This is a genomic window from Clostridium sp., from assembly GCF_051278035.1.
In the GTDB taxonomy this organism is placed as follows: Bacteria; Bacillota; Clostridia; order Clostridiales; family Clostridiaceae; genus Clostridium_AD.
Genome location: NZ_JBNMNU010000078.1, coordinates 1 through 19,557, shown reverse-complemented (window position 1 = coordinate 19,557; position 19,557 = coordinate 1). Strand labels below are relative to the sequence as shown.

Below are 19,557 nucleotides of genomic sequence, written 5' to 3'. Positions count from 1 at the left end.
AGAGCTAAAAGAACAAAAGACGAAAGACGAAAACACGTAGAGGCGTATTATGAAACCTTGGATTAGTGTTTTTAGCAAGGGGTTATGGTTATATTATTTATCAAAGGATATTATTTTAAATAATTGGCTAGCTAATTTAAGAAGTTTTTTAGAAAGCAGGGCTCTGGAGCTCGCAACATCACTTAACAAAATGTCGGCAACACGAAACGTTAGGTGAAATTGTCAACTGTGTAGTTAAAATAAGAAAATGATTGAACTAGGGGAGGGCTTTATGAAGAAGACATTTAGTGTTTTATTTGGAATATTAGTAATTGTGTGTATTTCCGCGGTCGTTTTGGCTAATAGAAGTAGTTCACCTTTTGATCCAGTATACGATTTTAGAAAGGATATAGTTAAGAACCATGAACCTCTCAAAATTCAAGAAATGGATAAGATAGCAATGATATATTCAGTAGGTAAAGCTAATAACAGTGCAGATAATATGTATTTTGTAGACATGGTTGAAAAATCTCTTGTTGGTTATAAATGGTTAGGAGGTGGAGGACATATTAATAGAGATATTGGTAGAGATAAAGAATTTGTTTTTTCAGCACAATTATTAAATGAAGAGCAAAATATAAATCCTACAATAATTGGAGTTTCCATAGATGAAGAAATCAAAAACATTAGCGTCCAAACTCAAGGAGAATCTAATAAAGCAAGCATATATGAAAGAGAACAAGAAGGTGAAAATTTTTATTATATCCCACTTAGTGATAATGTTGCTAATAATATGGTTTTTGTTTTTGAAATTACCTACAAAGATAATGTGAAAGTTGAGTATTTAGTTTCAGAAATATCTGAGTTTCAGGACGGAAAACAGATATACTTCTATAATGAGTAACAATAGTACGATTCTAATTGATTCATTTATATAATAATATTTATGCTAGTGAAAGATGTCCGTTGTCAACATCACCTAACAAAATTTTTCCGTTCGCTACGCACATTCCTTCACCGGGTGCTAGCACCGCCAGGGAGAAGGTCTCTGAGGGTCCGGTTCAGAAACGTCGGCAACACGAAACGTTATACGGAATTTAGAACAAAAATAGTGACTTCTCATAAGTTATTTGTTTTGATTTGATTAAGACGTAGTTGTATAAAATACGTCATAGACGAATGTGCGATTTGATATATATTTTACATGAAACTTGTAAGATGGGGTGTTGAAATGATAAAACTTGATTTACTTGAAAAAGAAGATTTGAAAAAAATTGTAGAATGGAATGTCAATAAATCTGCTGATGATTTATTACAATGGGCTGGACCGATGTATAATTATCCTTTAACACTTGCACAAGTTGAAAATTACTTTTTCAATGAAGTGAAAAAGGACAATTCTAATATTTTTGTTTATAAAATACGACTTATTAATACAGGTCAAATTATCGGAACTGTTGAATTGCGAGAAATAGATACAAACAATAAAATTGGTAAGATATGTAGATTTCTAATTGCTGAAAGAAATAATAGAGGAAAAGGCATAGGAACAAAAGTATTAGTAGAGGCAATAAGAATTGGATTTGAAGATATCAAATTTCAAAAGATAACACTTGGAGTATTTGACTTTAATCACAGTGCTATTAAATGCTATGAAAATGTGGGATTTACCAAAGAAAAATTCTTAGAGAATGTAAGAAAATCATCAATAGGTTATTGGAATATATATGAAATGGGGATTTCAAAAGTTAAATGGGAAATGAAAAATAAGTAAGTCGAACTCTTCAAATTAGCGTCACCACTATTATTATGTAGTATAAATCATAATCAAGGATAACTAGAGTAGGTCTTGCTCAAAGTGTAGTGCCTAAAACTCCGTATAACAAAATGTTGCCGTTCGCCTTGGCTGGATAGTGTTTTGAATTGAACAAGTAGTGTGCTAAGGTAAACTTTTTGACCTAAGATAATCTTGTAACCTTCGCCAAGGCACATTCCTGAATCAAGCCCGTCGGGCTAAGATTCAGGAACGTCGGCAACAAGAAACGTTATAGGAAATGGAAATGCCGGGGCTGTTCTTTGGAGCCTCCGTATTTTGGTTAGCAGCATCCAAACTTAGTGATTATTACATCATGGTAATATATCGTGCAGTATTAAATTTATTTTAGGGGGCTATTATTATGAAAAAAAAACATATTTACTATCTTATCTTTAATAATTATTTTACTAGTAGGAGGATGCACATTTACCAGAAAACCCACTTTAAAAGGTTCTTATCAGACTGAAAAAGATGTGAATGGATATTTTATTGTTATATCTATTCAACAACAAGAAAATAGTTTTGTTGAATATATTGATAATAGGGAAGTTGATAGGGGGAACTATGAAGTATCCAAAAACAATGTATATAAAATGAAAGGTGATAAGCAAAACTTTGAAATTACATTAAATGACGATAACTCTTTTGAAATAATAGTTGAAAAACTAAATGATGGAAAATCAATTCAAATGGAGAATATTGACGATGATATTCCAATTTATTTTTCAACAAAATTTGACGATGTAGATAAATATAGATCTTTATTAGATTGATAAAATAGGTTTAATCTCAGAAGCCAAAGAGAGTCGCCACTTCCTATAACAAAAAACTCCCGTTCGTTTTGGCATGAAAAGACTGCCCAAACACGTTCTATTGCCAAGCGGAGTCACGCTATGGCTCAAGAACGTCGGGAGTTAGGAACGTTATACGAAATTTAGAACGAAAAAGCGATTATTCATAAGTTAAGGGGGGATTTTTGTGTTAAAGTCTGGATTAAGATTATTATTTGGTACATTTACACAACTAATTGCTGTGATTATTTCATATCAATTTTACTTTAAATATGCTGCAAGTAATGGAGGTATAGGTGGAAATCCAATAAGTATTATTCACCCGTTGATATGGATTATTGTAGTTTTTGAATTAATTATTTCATTTTATATTTTAACAATTGGCATAAAAGATAAAACCAAATCATCAAATAAACTTTAGTACGCATCTTTCATTTAGTACGTACTAAATCTAAGGATACCTGGAGTAGGTATTGCTCAAAGTGTAGTGCCAGAACTCCGTATAACAAAATGTTGTCGTCCGCCTTGGCTGGATAGTGTTTTGAATTGGACAAGTAGTGTGCTAAGGTAAACTTTTTGACCTAAGATAATCTTGTAGCCTTCACCAAGGCACATTCCTTCACCAAGCCCGTCGGGCTAAGGTTCAGGAACGTCGGCAACACGAAGCGTTATACGGATTTTTGCAGTAAGCGAGTGCTAAATTATAATTTATTTGAACTTTTTTTATTATGGGATTATTGTAAATTATAAGGGGGATAAGGATGATAAATATATTATTAAGTCAGTATAATTTTCATGAAAAATGGTGCAGAGATGCAATATTAAAATATATTAATTCTAATGATAAAGTGGTGGTTATTCCATTTGCTTTCAGTGAAAAATGGATAAGTGATAGCGCTGAGTGGCAGAGTGCGTATAGTAAAATTCATGGTAAGTATTACAAAGAAATAGTTGAACCATTTATAGATTTAGATATTAGTGAGAATAATATTACCTGGCTTAATTTTTTTGAAGACACTGATGAAGAGATGAAAAGAATAATAGAAAATAGTGATATTGTATTTTTAACAGGCGGTCTTCCAGAAATGGCGATTCAGCGTATCTTAAATAAGGGATTACTCAATAGCATTGATGATAGCAAAATAATTATAGGGGCAAGTGCAGGTGCTTTAATGCAATTTGACAATTATTTTGTATCACCAGATGAAGATTATCCGCGATTTATGTATTCCAAAGGATTAGGATTGATAAAGAAGGATTTTTACATTGAGGTTCATTATGAAGAAAGTGATATACAAAATAACTGTATTAAAAAAGTATTAAAAGATAAAACAGATACAGTTTATGCGATTAAAAATGCTGGAGGAATAATTATAGATAATAATAAGGTGAATTTGCCAGGACATATAATTACCTTTACTAAATAAATTATTTGCAATATCACTAGTACGAACTAATTTTAAGGGAACTATAGTATGATTTGCTCAAAGTGTAGTGGCTAAAACTCCGTATAACAAAATGTTGCCGTTCGCCTTGGCTAGAGAGTCCTTTAGGGAGGACAAGCTAAACAGGATGTAATGTTTCAAACTAAGAAAATCAAAAAATGCCGCCAAGGCCCATTCCTGAATTAAGCCCGGAGGGCTAAGATTCAGAAACGTCGGCAACACGAAACATTAGTTGAAATCCTATTGAAAAACGGTAATTTATAATAAAAAGGGGGAATTACAGAACAATAGAAAATATGAAAAATATTTATCCAAATGATTTATACATGGAGGTATGTTAACAATGCTAAGTTACCGTAAATTTGATAAAGAAAGTGATTATAATATTATGCGCCGTATAGTTCAGCAGAATTGTCTGCAAATAGGACATTTATATCCACAACTACATGTAGGAAATCTGGATTTTGACAGATTCGCTTGCGAAGAAAGTCCACATATATCGTATAAGAAAAATTGGATTGTGTCTGACAGTAACACTGAAATAGGTTTTATTACAGCCGAGGAAGAATATTTTTTCATCACCGTTCTTTCAGAGTTCAAACATCTTACACAGGATATAATGAATTATATAGAACATAACTGTTATACAAAGGGAGCTACCATCACAACGGAGATTAATAGTGTGGACAAGGTGTTAAGTGGTATTTTGGAAGAAAGAGGGTATGTCCAAATCGATGGTTTTGGTTATGCTGGTATGTGTGATTTATCTAAAATGGCAACATGCTCGTCATTGCCAGATGGATTTAGCATCCGTATATCGCAGAATAGGGATGTAGAAAGACGTGTAGAACTATTTGAAATTCCTACTGGGGGAGTAGGCACAACCTCAGAAAGATATGAACGTATGATGAATTCTCCTTCATATTGTGATGCAATAGATTTGGTAGTTGAAACGGATAATGCAGAGATAATTGCGTATTGTACAATATGGAACGATCCTGTCAGTAAGATAGCAATATTAGAACCTGTTGCCTGCGTGGAGGAATATCGCCGAAAGGGCATTATGAAAAGTACTTTGTTATACGGAATGAACATATCGAAAGAACATGGAATTAAATATATATATGTTGGTACAGGAGGTGAAAACATTGCTTCACAGAAGCTGTATAAGAGTGTTGGTTTTTTAGAAAGAGGAAAATACTGTGAATGGCAGAAGACGATATAATTTTTTAACTAGATTAACGGACTTCGACTAACAATATATGACCGCAAGGGCTACGCCACATGACGCAGGCTAAGGAAAGAGTTACCTAAGGCTCTGTCACGTCGATCATACGAAACGTTATACGGAATTTAGAAAAAATAAGTTTATTAACGATGAAACGTTAGATGTTAAGATTGATTTAATTATGGATAAAGAGAAGGCTGTATATATTGGTTATTGCATCAATTCAATAAATAAGGACTTAATCGCAGAAATTGAATCTCTTTTTATCGAGAAAAATTATCGCAAGTATGGATTAGGAGACAAACTAATGAATAGGTCATTAGAATGGTTGAATAGTAATCAAGTAAAAATAAAAATAATAGAAGTAGCGGAAGGTAACGAAAATGTATTGAAATTTTATAAAAAATATGGATTTTACAAAAAAAGTAACAATTTTAGAGCATATAAATGAATAGGTTTTATTGCACAATTTTTGTAAATAGTGTAATTGTAATTCTGAGATATTGAACAATTATTAGATATTGTGTTTACAAACGTATTTATAAATAGATGGAGGAAGTTGTAGTTATGGATTTTATTATTGAATTTATATTTGAATTGTTTAAGAGTAAAAAAGCTAAGGACACTGAAGAGAACGATTCCATTAATATCCTTAATTTTTTATTGATATTTTTTAGTATCTTCGTTGCCTTTCTTTGGGTGTGCAGCAAGTTAGGCTTATTCGGATAATTCATATATTGCACAACAATTATTATATAGTAAGAATCATATTCTAGGATACCTGGAGTAGGTCTTGCTCAAAGTGTAGTGGCTAAACTACGTATAACAAAATGTTGTCGTCAGCCTTGGCTGGAGGAATATTTTTATGTAGTATTGTGTAAATTCATGGGTTATAATCTATATATAGGTTATCGTCCTGCCACCGCCAAGGCACATTCCTTCACCAAGCCCGTCGGGCTAAGGTTCAGGAACGTCGGCAACAAGAAACGTTATGTGACATTTCAGGTCTATCTGAAATTTTCTTAACAGTTAGTGATTTTTAGCAAGGAGGATTTGATTTTATGGAAAAGGAAGAATATTACCCAAGTATTAATGGCGCCATTGGATTACTCGCAGTATATGTGCTGGTGTGTCCCATAATTCCATTTTTATTATTATTTATAACATCCAAATTAATAGGATTCTCCATTGATAATCCATTAATATACTCAATTGAAACTACTAGTAGCTTTTTTTTACTGGTTTTATGGATTAATAGAAAACACAGCATTAATTTTAAAAGTTTATTTTCTTTAGATAAAGTTTCTATTAGATATATACTGCCAATATGCTTTAGTATATTGGGTTTAAATATAATATTAAGCGAAATAAATAACATTCAAATAATATTTCTACCGCTTACTGATTTTTGGAAGAACGCATTTGAGGGTTTCTCAAACGACTTTATAGGAACTTCAATAGTAGCTCCTATTATAGAAGAAGTTTTAGTTAGAGGTATTATACTAAGAGGTCTTTTGATGAAATATTCAGTAAAAAAATCAATCATAGTTTCGGCACTATTATTTGCGATAATTCATATGAACCCATGGCAGTTTCTAGGCGCTTTTTTAGGGGGGATTATATTGGGTTGGTTGTATGTAAAAACACGTTCTATAGTACCTTGTATTTTAGGACATGCTTTGAATAATTCTTTGGAATTTATTATAACATTGATAGGATTAAATATACCTGGATTCAGTAATAGTACCAATGTTATAGAACACCAACCTATTTGGTTTGATTTACTAGGGGTTATTTTCTTAGTAACTGGGGTTATGTGGTTAACTAAATTGTTTAATAAGCAACGGCTCAGCTTTATAAGCAAAGTTTCGAGTGTTGGAGAAAGTGATTTTTAATTTTTGTAGATTGCAAGTTACTACGTAATGTTCTTATATATTCAAGTGAATAATGAATAGATTGAAAAGAGTTATTTTATGGTTGCATTGTACCAAGCATAGCATTTCTCATCCATAACTATGCCAGAATACGCACTAAAAGAAAGTGGAAATCTATGAGAAAAGGATTAATGAATGTTATGGTTATATGTTTCATTATATCTAATAGTAATAGCAATAAAGAATAATATAAGTTTTTAGCTATTCCAATATATAGGATAAATCACATTGGTATTTAATTATGAACAAAATTTAAGTGTTGAAAGATGAAAAATGGCCTATAAAGGTTATTTACTTCTAATCTTTACTATTATGTTATATAATGGTAGCGTGATTAGAAAGGAGTGTTTACCGATGTTTAAAATAATTAGAGAAAAATTGTATTTATTAGGCTACACTATAATTATTTATAGCATCTGTCAATTTGGATATATTTGTTTCAATTTTGCACATGCTATTTTAAATAATAAAGAACGTACAATTATAGATTCAAACAGTATAACGACTATTGGTAAAATGCACTTTAACTATACAAATATATTTTTTGTGATTTCTTTGTGTCTTATTTATAGTATCGCGCTTATTTTGTTAGGTGTTTTTATAATAAAAAAACGAAATAAGACTAGGATAAACAACACCATTTAACAAAGGATTCTATAAGAATCAGACATGCTAAAAAGAATAATTCATAAAGGAAAATGTATTAATTAAATTTTGTAATATTAACTTGGAATATTATTACAGAAGCAGGGAGAAGATTGAATCCACATAGCAGCGGAAATGCGGCATCGTTCTAAAGCTTGTTTCAGATATTGAGCAAGGTTAGTGACTATCATCATTTAGTATATACTTATGGTGATAGTTTTTATCGTCTCAACATCTGAATCCAAACCAATTCATATAGTGAAGTAAATAATGAATAGATTAGAATGCATCCCTAAGAAAATTTCTTCATTGTTCGAATTTGGAAATTATCAATTGTTATTTATTAACCGATGTTGTAATTCTTAACTAAAAAATAATTAATTGGTTATAGTTTTAGATTTTTATATGAATTTTTCAAATGTGGAGGAATTGAAAAACTCTTTATATGCTCAAATTCTTCAACTTTAGTTTCAATTGGACTTACTCTAATAGTAATGTTATCAATCCCTATGGAATTATGTGCACCAACGAATGGCTTAATTTGAATTTTTATTAAAAATGAGAACGAGCGATAACTTGGTCTTTCTATTTTCAAAAACTCAATATTAAATAAGTCATATTGTAATAGTTGACCATAGTTTTTCTCTACTTCGTTAGTAATATAAGGTTCAATAAGTGTAACTAGTATATCTTTATATAGCTCTTCTACCGATCCTTCAGGAGGAGTATATGTATAGGGTAGTCCTTGTTTAGCATCTTTAAATGGTCCAGCCACGATTACACTAGTTGGAAAATATATCAAGGAAAACATCAGACAACAGACAACTAGAATTTTTTTCATTAATAAATGCCTCCTAAAAATAAAATAATTAATATTATCATTCCCAATTATATATTTTGAATGTGCTGATTTATTATATTTTATATAAAGTAATAAAAGGTTCAAATATTTATGATGCCTATAATTACATAAACTCTGACACAAAAGTAGAGGAAATAAACAAAATCCTACATAAGAAAAGTAAAAACATAGTAACCACTCTTGAATTTTGGTATTATCCCTATGGTTATGTGGGCATTTGGTATAACGAAGATGGAGAACCAAGAGTCCGTAATAAAGTAGTTAGTTTTAAGACACCCTACATGATTAAAATCGATGAAAGAGATTTATATTCTGTATTTGATTGTATTTCTCTTGAACAGATAAATAGTATACTTGGAGACTCTGTAGCAGGACTAGGAACATCCTATAACGACGACGGAAAAATTACTGGTTATAATTATAGTTGGGGAATAAAAACAGCCTTTTCAGGTAAGGTTGTTAAAGATATGGAAAAAAGATATTATAAATATGTTAGCTTTCCTTATTTTTTTTACGATTATAATAAAGTTAAAAGAAAGTATCGTTTAACTGTGTCAATAAAATTGAAAATTTTTCATTAGTTTATTATGAAAAGCTACCCCGATAATGCTGTAGGAATTATGCGGATTTAATTACAGGTTTAAAAAATCTGAAAAGTTGAAACTATTAGATAACAAAGAAATTATTACCTTATATTATAGTATTCTTAAATCCGAATATCTTAATAAATTTGCTCTAAAATAATTATGACTTATAATTTATATATAGGTTTGTACTCAACCTAACGCCAAGGCACACTTCTCATAAGTTAGTAGATATAATTTGTTAGGACGTAGGTGTGAAATTTTATGAAGGAAACACTATTTATATAATGCGTGGATAAATCCGAATTGTTGGGAGCGATGTACATGAACATTTTAGTAAGTGCCTGTGTAGTAGGACAAAACTGCAAATATAATGGCGGAAATAATTTGAATAGCAGTGTAGTTGAATTCATACAAAGACATAATGTGATTAAAATATGTCCTGAACTGCTGACAGGTATGAAATGCCCAAGGCCATGTGCTGAGATAGTAAACGGAATTGTAATGTCTGAGAATGGTGAGAATGTAGATGCAGAATATCGCAAAGGGGTAGAACTTGCAATGGAAAAAATTAAGGGACAAAAGATAGATTTAGCAATATTACAGTCAAGAAGTCCTACTTGTGGCGTAAATACTATCTATGATGGGTCTTTTGGTGGTACTTTAATTGAGGGACATGGTTTATTTACTGAAGCTATCATTGAAAAAGGTATTATGGTATTAGACTCCCAAAATTTTTAAGTAGCCTAAAATTTAGTATAACAATATGTTGCCGTTCGCTTAAGATTATTTGGATTAAGGTTTAATTGTGACCAATTATTAAAAAGAGTGTTATAAATATGAATAAAACTTTACTGAAATGGTTTATTATCCTAATATTTTGTTTTGTAGTATCAACATTTTTATATGAAATAGCACATGGGTTAAGTTCTTTTGCAGCGGGAAATCATGTTAGTACAGGTTTTAACAAAGTTGGACAACCATATAAAAAACCACATGATTTAGATTTCAGAAAGGGTCTTGAAAACGATGAAAACCCTTGGGATATGGGACCAACTACAACATTAATTCTAGCAGTAGGATTTACTTTAGCATTAGTAAAATCAAAGAATAAAAACCAAGTTATTATTATGATAATTGGAGCATTTGCATTATGCAATTCATTAGTTAGGCTTATACCAATGGTACATTCATATTTAGGCTTGATTACTAAAGGTAGTTTTTATTTGGAGGATGAAGTAGGTACAGGCATATTGTGGTATAAGTTGTATGGTTTAGAAATAATGAAGTATATACCATCTTTGATATCAATAGTAGTATCATTATTCTGTTTGCACTTTGTAATAAAAACATTGCAAATAAAATTACCGGACTTATTTTCAAAACGTGTTTATTTTACAATGATAGTAATATTTGCTTATATAATATCGTTTAGTATTGAGAGTGGTTTAGATAACATAATAAGAATAAATTGGGTATAGATAGATGTATGCATTAAGATTTTTCTTGAAAACTTTACGTTATCCGCGCCATGCAGAGTGGCTAGAGATATAAAGGACATATGTTCAAGGGATTAAATTGAAATATATTTATCAGAGGAGAGATTTTATGAAAGAGTATTTTTTAAACAAAAGTAATTGTATGATTCGCTATAATGATTTTCCAGGTGATGAAATACCGGTTATATTTATTCATGGACTTGGTTGTGCTGGATCGTTTGATTATCCCCAAGTTGCTACACAACAAGCTTTAAAGAAACATCGTTGCATCTTAATAGACCTTTTGGGTTCAGGGTACAGTGACAAGCCTGATAATTTTGGTTATACAGTTAAAGATCACGCAGAATATTTAGTAGAATTTATTGATTTTTTGAAAATAGATTCATTTATCTTATTTGGTCATAGCTTAGGAGGTGCAGTTGCACTATCTTTGGCAGACATGTGCAAAGAGAAAATTTCTAAGATTGTACTAAGTGAATCCAATCTAGATAAAAGTGGTGAGGGTTCAACAAGTAAGTATATTTCTAATTTTGATATGCAGGAATTCGTTGATAATGGATTTAATAGATTGGTTCAGAATAGCAAAACAAGTGGAAATGAGATGTGGGCAGCATCATTATCTATTGGGTCACCTAAGGCTACATATTTGATATCGAAATCTGCATCAGAAGGGGGGAATCCATCATGGAGAGAAATATTATATTCACTTGAATGTCCTAAAACATTTATTTTCGGAGAGAACTCGTTGCCTGATCCAGATATGCAGGTGCTCTCTGATCATGGTATTAAAATTGAAATTGTAGAGAAAGCTGGTCACTCTATGGCCTGGGAGAATCCAAAAGGATTAGCAGAAGCAATTACAAAAGGTATATAAATAAATTGAGAGAGGAGGAGTTAATATCGGTAAAAAAATTAAAGGAATTATGTCTATCTTTTTTTTATCAATTTCACTTTATATGATGGCAACAACAAGATATACACATGCATTAGGAGATTATGTTCTTGAATTTATTGGTTTGAAGTCATGGACGGGGGAGTATAGTGGCGCACATTTAACTGTTTTTTACTTTAGCGCACTAGCAATTTTAGGATTGTTTCTAGTTAGAAAATATGCTAAGGATGAATTGGGTATAAGAACAAGAAATTTACTGTTTTCAGTCATAGCATTTATTACAATATTCTCTTTTGTAACGAATATTACGGTCATAAATGTAAAGAAATACTCCGATGGCTTGTTGTCAGTAGGTTTCAACTCTAAGAGTAGTAGAATGGAATATGAATCAGAATTAATGGAATACGTAAAATTTAATGCGAAAATCGAGATGAAAAACTATGGAAATGAGAGTAAAGAATTCTATCTAGCAATCGACAATCCATTTTATAGAGAAGAAGGAACTGAGCACATTGATATTTTTACTAAGTATGGGAATAAAGCTACTTTTAAATTGAATGGTAATGAAACTAAAACTTTCGAAATTAACTTAGATGAATATATGATAAAAGGCGGAAGTCCTTCATTAAACGTTGGTGGTGGCAGTGGTGTTATTGAAGAAATATTCTTAAGCAATGTGCAAGGTAATGCTATAAGATTAGATAGCAATAATTTTTTCGGGATTGAAATAGCTAGATAGCAGTTTGAAAAAGTTTCGTATTTACAGGGAAGTTTATATTATTAATAGGAGTGATTTAGATGAAATCAAAAATTATTAGTGGTCTTCTTGTATTTCTATTAAGTATTTCAATTACTGCGTGTTCAAGCAATAAAAATAATTCAAACCTAAACAATAGTAGTAGTAGTCCAAATAGAAACAAAACTAAAAAAACAAAGACTCAGATGTCGTCTGAAAACAATAGGAATTATTCTGTATTGGAAGCATACAAAGGAGTGTTACAAAATAAGGTTAACTTTTTAAGCGCAGATAACAAGGAAAAGGTATATTTGAATGATTTTTTAACTAACGAAAAAATATATGGAACTATCCTTAAAATAACGCATTTTACAGTACTTGACATGGATGGAGACAAAATCCCTGAAATTGTTCTAGAATTATCCGTTGGCAATAATAATCCTATGTGTTTTGAAGTCCTGCATTATATTAACGGTGAGGTTTACGGCTACAATATTGTATACAGAGGTTTAGAAGAACTTAAAAAGGACGGGACATTTGCGTATTCAAATGGTGCGTCAGATATTGGACGTGGAAAACTGAGATTCGAATCGAACGCCTTTGAAACTGACATATTAGGTTATAGCAGGTCAAGTCAAAGCAATGATGGAATAGTCATATCATACTTCATTAATAATAAACCCGTTACAGAAGAATCATTTAATTTTTTCATAAAAGAAGAACATGAAAAAAAAGATGTAGTTTGGTATGAATTTTCTCAAAAGAATATTGAAACTAAACTTATTATAAATCCATAACGAATTTTTAAAATACTGCCCATTTAAAGAACTGAGGAGAGATTCTACTGAATATTTATCTATTAAGACATGGTCATACGAATTTAAACATATATGGAAAATATTAAGAAGATGTTGATAAAGATAAAAAGTTAACATTAAAATATATAAATGATATCGGCCATTTAGATGATTTAATTTAAATTGGACTTGTAAACTACTAAAGTGTTGTGACTAATACTTCAAATTTATGACGTTACAGTTTAACTGGAGGGCAATGTAACCATGTTAAAGCTTAACACAGAAAGGCTAAGTATCTTACCCCTAGATAAATATAATCTTGAACTTTGCATAAATGATTATAATAAAATGGAGAGAAATTTAGGTTTAGCTAGTACTGATAAAAACATCGGTGTTAGAGAAAAAAATATTTATAAAATAAGGTTAAAAGATGTAGTAAATAATCCTAGTAATTTCATGTGGTATATAACTTGGATTATAGTTTTGAATGAAGAAAATCGTAGTGTTGGAGCTATAATGGTAAAGGGCTACCCTAACGAAGATGGAGAAGTTGTAGTTGGATATGCTATGCAAGGGGACTATAGACGTAAAGGTTATATGTTCGAGGCATTAAATTGTATTATACAATGGATATTTTTGAACCCTGATGTCGAATGTATCATTGCGGATACTTTAAAAAAGAATACACCTTCACATAAGATACTACAGAAGGTTGGCATGATTTGTTATAAGGAAGATGATGAATGTGTTTGGTGGAAATTAGAAAAGATAAACAGTAATAGACAACTACGAACTTAAAATTATTAATTGTAGTTTATTACGATTGTTATTAATTGGAGGGATATACATATGGATATCATTTTTGAATTAGGAAAAACAGAAGATATTGATGAATTAGAACAGCTTTATAACGATTTGAATGACCATTTAGAAAAGGAAGTAAACTATCCTGGATGGATAAAAGGTATATATCCTGTTCGGGGAAATGCAATTGATGGAGTTAAACATGGTAATCTCTATGTATCAAAACATAATGGGCAAATAGTTGGTTCTGTTATTTTAAGCCATGAACCTGAGCCTTCATATTATAAAGCTACATGGGAATTTGAGTCTGACTATTCAGATATTTTTGTAATATATACATTTGTAGTGCATCCGAAATTTTTAAAATGCGGTGTAGGCAAAGCATTAATGGACTTTTCTATTGAACACAGTATTAAGTCACAAGCTAAATCAATTAGATTAGATGTTTACGAAAATAATATACCTGCCATTAGGCTGTATGAAAAATGTGGTTTTAAATATATTGATACAATAGATTTGGGACTTGGAAACTATGGGTTAAACTGGTTTAAACTATATGAGAAATTACTATGAAATAATGAAAAAACGCGAATCACAGATTATTTATATAGAACATTGTGAAAGCGACCCTGAGGTAGCAAAGTACATGTTTTGGACCAGTCATAATGATATAAACAAAACTATTAGTTGGGTAAAAAAAGAAATTAGCAAAATAGATGCTTACGATTGGTTTTGAAGTTATAGAAAATGAGACGGATATTAAGTTACTTAGGCATTTTCATTTGCAGGGGAGGAATTATATGGACACTAAAGGTATTAAATTTCGTATCGCTGAGAAAAATGATATTGAGGCTATAATGGAAATAGAGCAATCGTCATTTTCTAAAATTATATGTGAAGATAAAGAGGTATTTCTTCAAAGAATCGAAACTTTTAAAAAAGGTTTTATAGTAATGGAATACTATAATAGAGTTATTGGATATATATGCTCAGAGGTATGGGCGTATAGTGAAAAAATTGATAAAGATAAGTTTACATTGGGACATTTAATAAATGATAGTCATAGCTCAAACGGGAATGAGATATATATATCTTCGATGGGTATTCTTCCAGAAGTAAGGGGACATGGATTAGGTAAAGATATGTTTGAATTTTTCATTAAATATATTATTGAATTAATGGAAACCCCAAAGTCAGTACTTCTAATTGTTTCAGAAAATTGGACTAACGCAAGAAATATATATACAAATCATGGATTCATCGAAATTTGTATACTTAATGAATTTTTTGATTATAAGCATGTTTCACCATTTAAAGAAAATGCAATTGTGATGAGAAAGCGATTAGACTATTAGAAAAATAAATTATTAATAGATTATAGTAAATATAATGAACTTTTTGATCAACATATCCGTTAAAGCATTGCTAGGGGTGATTGTTATTGGATGAAATAGAACTTATTAATAAGGCTAAGAATGGAAATAAAAGTGCATTAAATTCACTTTTAAAAGATAATTACAATATTTTAAAAGGCTACACTATTAAAATGGTAGGAGACCCACACTTAGCACAGGATATTATTCAAGACGCCATGCTTAAAGCTGTGCTTAATATAAATAAATTTGAGCCTAGAGTAAAGTTTTCTACTTGGCTCATAAAAATATCTACTAATGTTTACAGAGATTATTTAAGAAAGAATAAATCCGTTATACAAATAGATGAAACTGCTATCGATAGAGGAAAACAATTAGAAGACACTGTAATATTAAATTTTGAATATCAAGAGGTAATGAAAATTATTTTAAAGTTACCCTATGAGAAAAGGGCTGTATTTATTTTAAAGCATTATTATGGTTATAAATATGAGGAAATATCAGAAATTTTAGGCTGTCCCATTGGAACAGTTCGGTCAAGACTCCATAATGCAGTAAAATATATAATAAGTGAAACTTACAGAAAGGAGATTATATAAATGAAGGATGCTGAAAGAAACAAAAACTCATTGATTGATGAATTTTATAATGAGTCGCATGAAAAATCATCCCACAACACTGTATATAGTGAGTCAGATTTAGAATTTAAAAGTGCTCTAAATTCAGCAGCTAAGAAAATCGATGTATTAAAAGAAGATATGTTTGATTTTGATATAGATACTCTAAACATAATAGAAAAAGCAGAGTATATAATAGAAACCAGGAAGGCTAAAAAAGAATTCATTCTGTTTATATTATCATCCATTATAATTCTTTCTTTGTGTTCCATAGCCGTCATTAATATAGGTCCGAAAATACTAATTATTTCACAAATCATTATAATTACGGTTGCACCGTGGATAATAATACCTGTACTCGCATTGAAAAAAAGGGGAAGTGAAGTTTAATGGAACTTTCAAATAGTCAATTAATTACACTATTAATAATAGTTGTTCCTATATTATTAATTCAAGGACTCTGGGTATTTTATGATGCAAGAAGGCGTAAAGAAAAATATTATTGGTTATGGGGAATGTTTGCACTAATTAATACGCCAGGTAATCTACTTATTTATTTATTAGTGACGCGAGTAATATTAAAGGATAAAAACAAAGGTAGTAGCTGATTTTAAGCTACTATCTTTGTTTTTATTTAAGTATTAAACTAGAATGAACTTTTTTGTATATTTTACGTTAAAGCTATGAGAATACAAAAGGGAGGATATAATATGTTTGAAGGAATGGCTTTACAAGAAATAATAAAATTACTTGCACCTATAATTATACTAGAGGTAGTTCTTGTGTGTTTCTGCTTATATAGGTTAACACAAGACACAGTAAAATTTTTACCTAAATGGGCGTGGGCCTTAATTATAATTTTTGTTCAGTTAATAGGAGGCATATCATATTTATTAATAGGAAGAGAGCGTGAATAAGATGCTTAAAGTTCAAAATATCAATAAGAAATATGGGAACTTTGAAGTTTTAAAAAATATATCCTTTGAAATAAAAAAAGGTACCATATATGGGTTTTTAGGCCCTAATGGAGCAGGAAAAAGTACAACAATGAATATACTTTCAGGGTTAATTGATTTTAATGGCGGAAGTATATATTTAGATGGAGAAGATTTTAAAAAGAACAAAAGACAATTGTTGAGAAAAGTAGGATACCTTCCACAAAATCCAGTTTTTTATAATTATATGAATGCTAATGAATATCTACACTTTATTGGTGAAATAGCTAATATGCCAGAAATTGATATAAAGAAGAGAACTGTAGAGATTTTAGACATTGTAAAACTTTCTGAATCATCCAAGAGAAAAATAGGACAATATTCAGGCGGAATGAAGCAGCGGTTAGGAATTGCAGTTGCTCTATTTAATAAACCTGAAATGGTTTTTTTAGATGAACCAACCTCTGCACTAGATCCCGAGGGGAGAATGGAAATACTAGAGTTTATAAAAGACTTGAAGTCAGAGGGAACCACTGTTTTTCTCTCCACTCATATTTTAAGCGATATTGAAAGAGTTTGTGACAAGGTAAGCATTTTGGATAAAGGACAAATACTCGTAACTGATAATTTAGAGAATTTAAAAAACAAGTATATTCAACCTATATTTGATATTGAGTTTGACAAACACTGCGTGAAATTAGATAAAATTCTTTTAAACTTTAAATGGATAGATAATCTTTCAATTGTGGGAAATAAGGCATCTATCTATGTTAACAATCTGGATATTGCTAAATCTGAACTTTTGAAAATTCTTGTACAACAAGAAAACAATATTTTATCGTATAATCTTAGAAAAAGTAACCTTGAAGATATTTTTATAAGGCTGGTGAATAAGAATGATAACATTTAAGGCGTATTTTAAAAAGGAAATAATGGAATCAAAAAGACAATATAAATATATAATACTTGCTGTAGGAATTATTGCATTTGCTATATTAGATCCATTTATGCTAAAGTTACTTCCTAAAATATTAGAACAGCAGCTAAAAGGAGATCTAAGTTCACTTTTTGTTGCTACCCCTAAAACTGCAATTAATAGCTACATTAAAAATCTTTTTCAAATTGGAACCTTATTCATTATATTCACATTGGGAAGTAACTTAAACGAAGAAATAAATGATGAGAAACTCGTATTTCCATATTCTAAGGGGGCTGTTCCAGCTGGAATAGTACTTGCTAAAATAACACATTATACTATTGTTGTAACTGTATTAACATTCATAGGATTTTTGACTTGTTCGTATTATGGGAGCATTTTGTTTCAGGGCGAAAAGTTAGCTCTATCTGGCATTTTAAGCTCAGCTCTTTTAATGTCTATATATTATTTTTTCAATATTACTTTAGTAACACTTTTCAGCAGCGTTGTTAAAAAAGGAGTTACAGCAGGATTTATAACACTAATTATAACTTTTCTAAGTGTTACCCTTGTTAATTTAAATATTATTGGGAATTTTATGCCATATAAATTAGTACAAGGAGCAAATTTATTTACACTGGAAAATTATTTAACTACCATGTTCTTTTCAGTTATATGTAGCATAATATTTATTATAATCACTATTATAAAAATGAACAGAGTTGAGGTGATTTAGTTAATCAAAACAAGGGGGTATATATTATGCCAGATAAGGGTAAAAGCAAAGGTGTTTCAACTAAAGACAATGGTAAGAAAAAAGATAAAAAGAATCAAAAAAATAAAGGACCTAAAAAGTAAAGATAATCCTGAGCTCAAAGAGTTCAGGATTATTATTTTGATTGGTATTTTTGCAATGGAAAATGAAATGATGCAACAATAATATATAAATGGTATAATTTATAAATGAAGTTATAGGAATATATAAGTTTTTACTGGGGGGGAATTCATGACAACCAGCATGTTAAAGGTTATTGCAATTTTATTAATGTTAATAGACCATACGGGAGCTGTAATTTTTCCGGATGCCATAATTCTAAGACTCATAGGAAGATTATCATTCCCTATATTTGCCTATTTAATTATGGTAGGATATACTAAAACAAAATCATTTTCTAAATATTTAACTAGACTGTTTATATTTGCAGCTTTATCCCAAATACCATTTTCATTAGCGTTTGGTGAAAAATTTACTATACTTAGTTTATCAGATTTCATAGTTTTTTTTGTAGGCATTCCAAACCCACATTTAAATGTTTTTTTTACTTTGGCACTTGGACTCCTAGCATTACGTGTATGGGATAAAGAAGAATTAAAATTTGGTAGAATAATAATTATATTATCATTAGCTATAACAGCCGAAATTTTACATGCGGATTATAGTATGTATGGGATAGCGATGATATTAGTGTTTTATATTTTTAGAGATGATAAAATTAAAACTTTAATATCACAAACTATTGTATATATACTATTTGGTGCATCGCAAATTTTATTTTATGTGTACAAATCCCCTGATAAAATATTAGAATTAGCTTGGTTTAGTCAAGCATTATCGTTACTGGCATTGATTTTTATATTTAAGTATAACCATAAGAAGGGTAAAGACCTAAAATACTTTTTTTATGCCTTTTATCCATTGCATTT

At 30.3% G+C, this 19,557-nt stretch carries 27 protein-coding genes; 26 read left to right on the top strand and 1 reads right to left on the bottom strand.

The window, feature by feature from the left end; genetic code table 11:
* Positions 1 to 49 precede the first annotated feature (49 nt).
* The 9 genes from ACJAX4_RS12795 (at position 50) to ACJAX4_RS12755 (ending at position 7,154) form a co-directional block, all read left to right on the top strand.
* Entirely contained in the window at positions 50 to 217 is a 168-nt protein-coding gene (locus ACJAX4_RS12795) for a hypothetical protein (RefSeq protein WP_435789846.1), read from the top strand.
* Between the two features lie 54 nt (positions 218 to 271).
* Entirely contained in the window at positions 272 to 883 is a 612-nt protein-coding gene (locus ACJAX4_RS12790; protein WP_435789845.1) for a hypothetical protein, read from the top strand.
* A 327-nt stretch (positions 884 to 1,210) separates the two neighbouring features.
* The gene (locus ACJAX4_RS12785) at positions 1,211 to 1,753 is read left to right on the top strand and encodes a GNAT family N-acetyltransferase (protein WP_435789844.1); all 543 of its coding nucleotides are present in this window, start codon (positions 1,211 to 1,213) and stop codon (positions 1,751 to 1,753) included.
* A 515-nt stretch (positions 1,754 to 2,268) separates the two neighbouring features.
* Positions 2,269 to 2,568: a hypothetical protein gene (locus ACJAX4_RS12780; protein WP_435789843.1), complete on the top strand. Its 300-nt coding sequence runs from the start codon at positions 2,269 to 2,271 to the stop codon at positions 2,566 to 2,568.
* 205 nt (positions 2,569 to 2,773) lie between these two features.
* On the top strand, positions 2,774 to 3,007 hold the full coding sequence (locus ACJAX4_RS12775) for a hypothetical protein (RefSeq protein WP_435789842.1): 234 nt from the start codon (positions 2,774 to 2,776) through the stop codon (positions 3,005 to 3,007).
* 340 nt (positions 3,008 to 3,347) lie between these two features.
* A complete protein-coding gene (locus ACJAX4_RS12770) occupies positions 3,348 to 4,013 on the top strand; it encodes a Type 1 glutamine amidotransferase-like domain-containing protein (RefSeq protein WP_435789841.1) in 666 nt (221 codons plus the stop codon).
* 352 nt (positions 4,014 to 4,365) lie between these two features.
* Positions 4,366 to 5,256, top strand: a complete 891-nt coding sequence (locus tag ACJAX4_RS12765) for a GNAT family N-acetyltransferase (protein ID WP_435789840.1) — start codon at positions 4,366 to 4,368, stop codon at positions 5,254 to 5,256.
* Between the two features lie 184 nt (positions 5,257 to 5,440).
* On the top strand, positions 5,441 to 5,710 hold the full coding sequence (locus ACJAX4_RS12760; protein WP_435789839.1) for a GNAT family N-acetyltransferase: 270 nt from the start codon (positions 5,441 to 5,443) through the stop codon (positions 5,708 to 5,710).
* 610 nt (positions 5,711 to 6,320) lie between these two features.
* The gene (locus ACJAX4_RS12755) at positions 6,321 to 7,154 is read left to right on the top strand and encodes a lysostaphin resistance A-like protein (protein WP_435789838.1); all 834 of its coding nucleotides are present in this window, start codon (positions 6,321 to 6,323) and stop codon (positions 7,152 to 7,154) included.
* A 1,069-nt stretch (positions 7,155 to 8,223) separates the two neighbouring features.
* Here the strand turns inward: ACJAX4_RS12755 and ACJAX4_RS12750 are convergent.
* Positions 8,224 to 8,679, bottom strand: a complete 456-nt coding sequence (locus ACJAX4_RS12750) for a DUF3888 domain-containing protein (RefSeq protein WP_435789837.1) — start codon at positions 8,677 to 8,679, stop codon at positions 8,224 to 8,226.
* 302 nt (positions 8,680 to 8,981) lie between these two features.
* Between ACJAX4_RS12750 and ACJAX4_RS12745 the strand changes: the two genes are divergently transcribed.
* From ACJAX4_RS12745 to ACJAX4_RS12665, 17 genes are all read left to right on the top strand, one after another.
* On the top strand, positions 8,982 to 9,281 hold the full coding sequence (locus ACJAX4_RS12745) for a hypothetical protein (RefSeq protein WP_435789836.1): 300 nt from the start codon (positions 8,982 to 8,984) through the stop codon (positions 9,279 to 9,281).
* Between the two features lie 327 nt (positions 9,282 to 9,608).
* Positions 9,609 to 10,025: a DUF523 domain-containing protein gene (locus tag ACJAX4_RS12740; protein WP_435789835.1), complete on the top strand. Its 417-nt coding sequence runs from the start codon at positions 9,609 to 9,611 to the stop codon at positions 10,023 to 10,025.
* Positions 10,026 to 10,123: 98 nt separating this feature from the next.
* Positions 10,124 to 10,765: a hypothetical protein gene (locus ACJAX4_RS12735; protein WP_435789834.1), complete on the top strand. Its 642-nt coding sequence runs from the start codon at positions 10,124 to 10,126 to the stop codon at positions 10,763 to 10,765.
* A 127-nt stretch (positions 10,766 to 10,892) separates the two neighbouring features.
* Complete coding sequence (locus tag ACJAX4_RS12730; RefSeq protein WP_435789833.1) at positions 10,893 to 11,657, top strand: alpha/beta fold hydrolase; 765 nt, start codon at positions 10,893 to 10,895, stop codon at positions 11,655 to 11,657.
* 49 nt (positions 11,658 to 11,706) lie between these two features.
* Complete coding sequence (locus tag ACJAX4_RS12725) at positions 11,707 to 12,414, top strand: hypothetical protein (protein ID WP_435789832.1); 708 nt, start codon at positions 11,707 to 11,709, stop codon at positions 12,412 to 12,414.
* Between the two features lie 59 nt (positions 12,415 to 12,473).
* Positions 12,474 to 13,208, top strand: coding sequence for a hypothetical protein (locus tag ACJAX4_RS12720; RefSeq protein WP_435789831.1), 735 nt, complete (start codon positions 12,474 to 12,476; stop codon positions 13,206 to 13,208).
* A 264-nt stretch (positions 13,209 to 13,472) separates the two neighbouring features.
* Positions 13,473 to 14,006, top strand: coding sequence for a GNAT family N-acetyltransferase (locus tag ACJAX4_RS12715; RefSeq protein ID WP_435789830.1), 534 nt, complete (start codon positions 13,473 to 13,475; stop codon positions 14,004 to 14,006).
* Between the two features lie 51 nt (positions 14,007 to 14,057).
* Entirely contained in the window at positions 14,058 to 14,585 is a 528-nt protein-coding gene (locus ACJAX4_RS12710; protein WP_435789829.1) for a GNAT family N-acetyltransferase, read from the top strand.
* Positions 14,569 to 14,748 (top strand): hypothetical protein, encoded by a 180-nt coding sequence (locus tag ACJAX4_RS12705; RefSeq protein WP_435789828.1) that lies wholly within the window; start codon positions 14,569 to 14,571, stop codon positions 14,746 to 14,748. The genes ACJAX4_RS12710 and ACJAX4_RS12705 overlap by 17 nt, the downstream gene beginning before the upstream one ends.
* Positions 14,749 to 14,812: 64 nt before the next feature.
* Positions 14,813 to 15,367: a GNAT family N-acetyltransferase gene (locus ACJAX4_RS12700; protein ID WP_435789827.1), complete on the top strand. Its 555-nt coding sequence runs from the start codon at positions 14,813 to 14,815 to the stop codon at positions 15,365 to 15,367.
* An 86-nt stretch (positions 15,368 to 15,453) separates the two neighbouring features.
* Positions 15,454 to 15,984 (top strand): RNA polymerase sigma factor SigY, encoded by a 531-nt coding sequence (gene sigY / locus ACJAX4_RS12695; RefSeq protein WP_435789826.1) that lies wholly within the window; start codon positions 15,454 to 15,456, stop codon positions 15,982 to 15,984.
* A complete protein-coding gene (locus ACJAX4_RS12690) occupies positions 15,985 to 16,392 on the top strand; it encodes a hypothetical protein (RefSeq protein WP_435789825.1) in 408 nt (135 codons plus the stop codon).
* Positions 16,392 to 16,610, top strand: coding sequence for a hypothetical protein (locus ACJAX4_RS12685; RefSeq protein WP_435789824.1), 219 nt, complete (start codon positions 16,392 to 16,394; stop codon positions 16,608 to 16,610). Before ACJAX4_RS12690 ends, ACJAX4_RS12685 begins: the two co-directional genes overlap by 1 nt.
* 102 nt (positions 16,611 to 16,712) lie before the next feature.
* Positions 16,713 to 16,919 (top strand): PLD nuclease N-terminal domain-containing protein, encoded by a 207-nt coding sequence (locus ACJAX4_RS12680; RefSeq protein WP_435789823.1) that lies wholly within the window; start codon positions 16,713 to 16,715, stop codon positions 16,917 to 16,919.
* 1 nt (position 16,920) lies between these two features.
* Positions 16,921 to 17,847 (top strand): ATP-binding cassette domain-containing protein, encoded by a 927-nt coding sequence (locus tag ACJAX4_RS12675; protein ID WP_435789847.1) that lies wholly within the window; start codon positions 16,921 to 16,923, stop codon positions 17,845 to 17,847.
* On the top strand, positions 17,834 to 18,589 hold the full coding sequence (locus tag ACJAX4_RS12670; RefSeq protein ID WP_435789822.1) for a hypothetical protein: 756 nt from the start codon (positions 17,834 to 17,836) through the stop codon (positions 18,587 to 18,589). The genes ACJAX4_RS12675 and ACJAX4_RS12670 overlap by 14 nt, the downstream gene beginning before the upstream one ends.
* A 270-nt stretch (positions 18,590 to 18,859) precedes the next feature.
* The coding region (locus ACJAX4_RS12665; RefSeq protein WP_435789821.1) for a TraX family protein at positions 18,860 to 19,557 on the top strand (698 nt) is incomplete at its 3' end.

Excerpts from the sequence above, each read along its gene's own strand:
- ACJAX4_RS12795 (WP_435789846.1), top strand. The coding sequence starts at position 50 with ATGAAACCTTGGATTAGTGTTTTTAGCAAGGGGTTATGGTTATATTAT.
- ACJAX4_RS12790 (WP_435789845.1), top strand. The coding sequence starts at position 272 with ATGAAGAAGACATTTAGTGTTTTATTTGGAATATTAGTAATTGTGTGT.
- ACJAX4_RS12785 (WP_435789844.1), top strand. The coding sequence starts at position 1,211 with ATGATAAAACTTGATTTACTTGAAAAAGAAGATTTGAAAAAAATTGTA.
- ACJAX4_RS12770 (WP_435789841.1), top strand. The coding sequence starts at position 3,348 with ATGATAAATATATTATTAAGTCAGTATAATTTTCATGAAAAATGGTGC.
- ACJAX4_RS12765 (WP_435789840.1), top strand. The coding sequence starts at position 4,366 with ATGTTAACAATGCTAAGTTACCGTAAATTTGATAAAGAAAGTGATTAT.
- ACJAX4_RS12760 (WP_435789839.1), top strand. The coding sequence starts at position 5,441 with ATGGATAAAGAGAAGGCTGTATATATTGGTTATTGCATCAATTCAATA.
- ACJAX4_RS12755 (WP_435789838.1), top strand. The coding sequence starts at position 6,321 with ATGGAAAAGGAAGAATATTACCCAAGTATTAATGGCGCCATTGGATTA.
- ACJAX4_RS12750 (WP_435789837.1), bottom strand. The coding sequence starts at position 8,679 with ATGAAAAAAATTCTAGTTGTCTGTTGTCTGATGTTTTCCTTGATATAT.
- ACJAX4_RS12745 (WP_435789836.1), top strand. The coding sequence starts at position 8,982 with ATGATTAAAATCGATGAAAGAGATTTATATTCTGTATTTGATTGTATT.
- ACJAX4_RS12740 (WP_435789835.1), top strand. The coding sequence starts at position 9,609 with ATGAACATTTTAGTAAGTGCCTGTGTAGTAGGACAAAACTGCAAATAT.
- ACJAX4_RS12735 (WP_435789834.1), top strand. The coding sequence starts at position 10,124 with ATGAATAAAACTTTACTGAAATGGTTTATTATCCTAATATTTTGTTTT.
- ACJAX4_RS12730 (WP_435789833.1), top strand. The coding sequence starts at position 10,893 with ATGAAAGAGTATTTTTTAAACAAAAGTAATTGTATGATTCGCTATAAT.
- ACJAX4_RS12725 (WP_435789832.1), top strand. The coding sequence starts at position 11,707 with ATGTCTATCTTTTTTTTATCAATTTCACTTTATATGATGGCAACAACA.
- ACJAX4_RS12720 (WP_435789831.1), top strand. The coding sequence starts at position 12,474 with ATGAAATCAAAAATTATTAGTGGTCTTCTTGTATTTCTATTAAGTATT.
- ACJAX4_RS12715 (WP_435789830.1), top strand. The coding sequence starts at position 13,473 with ATGTTAAAGCTTAACACAGAAAGGCTAAGTATCTTACCCCTAGATAAA.
- ACJAX4_RS12710 (WP_435789829.1), top strand. The coding sequence starts at position 14,058 with ATGGATATCATTTTTGAATTAGGAAAAACAGAAGATATTGATGAATTA.
- ACJAX4_RS12705 (WP_435789828.1), top strand. The coding sequence starts at position 14,569 with ATGAGAAATTACTATGAAATAATGAAAAAACGCGAATCACAGATTATT.
- ACJAX4_RS12700 (WP_435789827.1), top strand. The coding sequence starts at position 14,813 with ATGGACACTAAAGGTATTAAATTTCGTATCGCTGAGAAAAATGATATT.
- ACJAX4_RS12690 (WP_435789825.1), top strand. The coding sequence starts at position 15,985 with ATGAAGGATGCTGAAAGAAACAAAAACTCATTGATTGATGAATTTTAT.
- ACJAX4_RS12685 (WP_435789824.1), top strand. The coding sequence starts at position 16,392 with ATGGAACTTTCAAATAGTCAATTAATTACACTATTAATAATAGTTGTT.
- ACJAX4_RS12680 (WP_435789823.1), top strand. The coding sequence starts at position 16,713 with ATGTTTGAAGGAATGGCTTTACAAGAAATAATAAAATTACTTGCACCT.
- ACJAX4_RS12675 (WP_435789847.1), top strand. The coding sequence starts at position 16,921 with ATGCTTAAAGTTCAAAATATCAATAAGAAATATGGGAACTTTGAAGTT.
- ACJAX4_RS12670 (WP_435789822.1), top strand. The coding sequence starts at position 17,834 with ATGATAACATTTAAGGCGTATTTTAAAAAGGAAATAATGGAATCAAAA.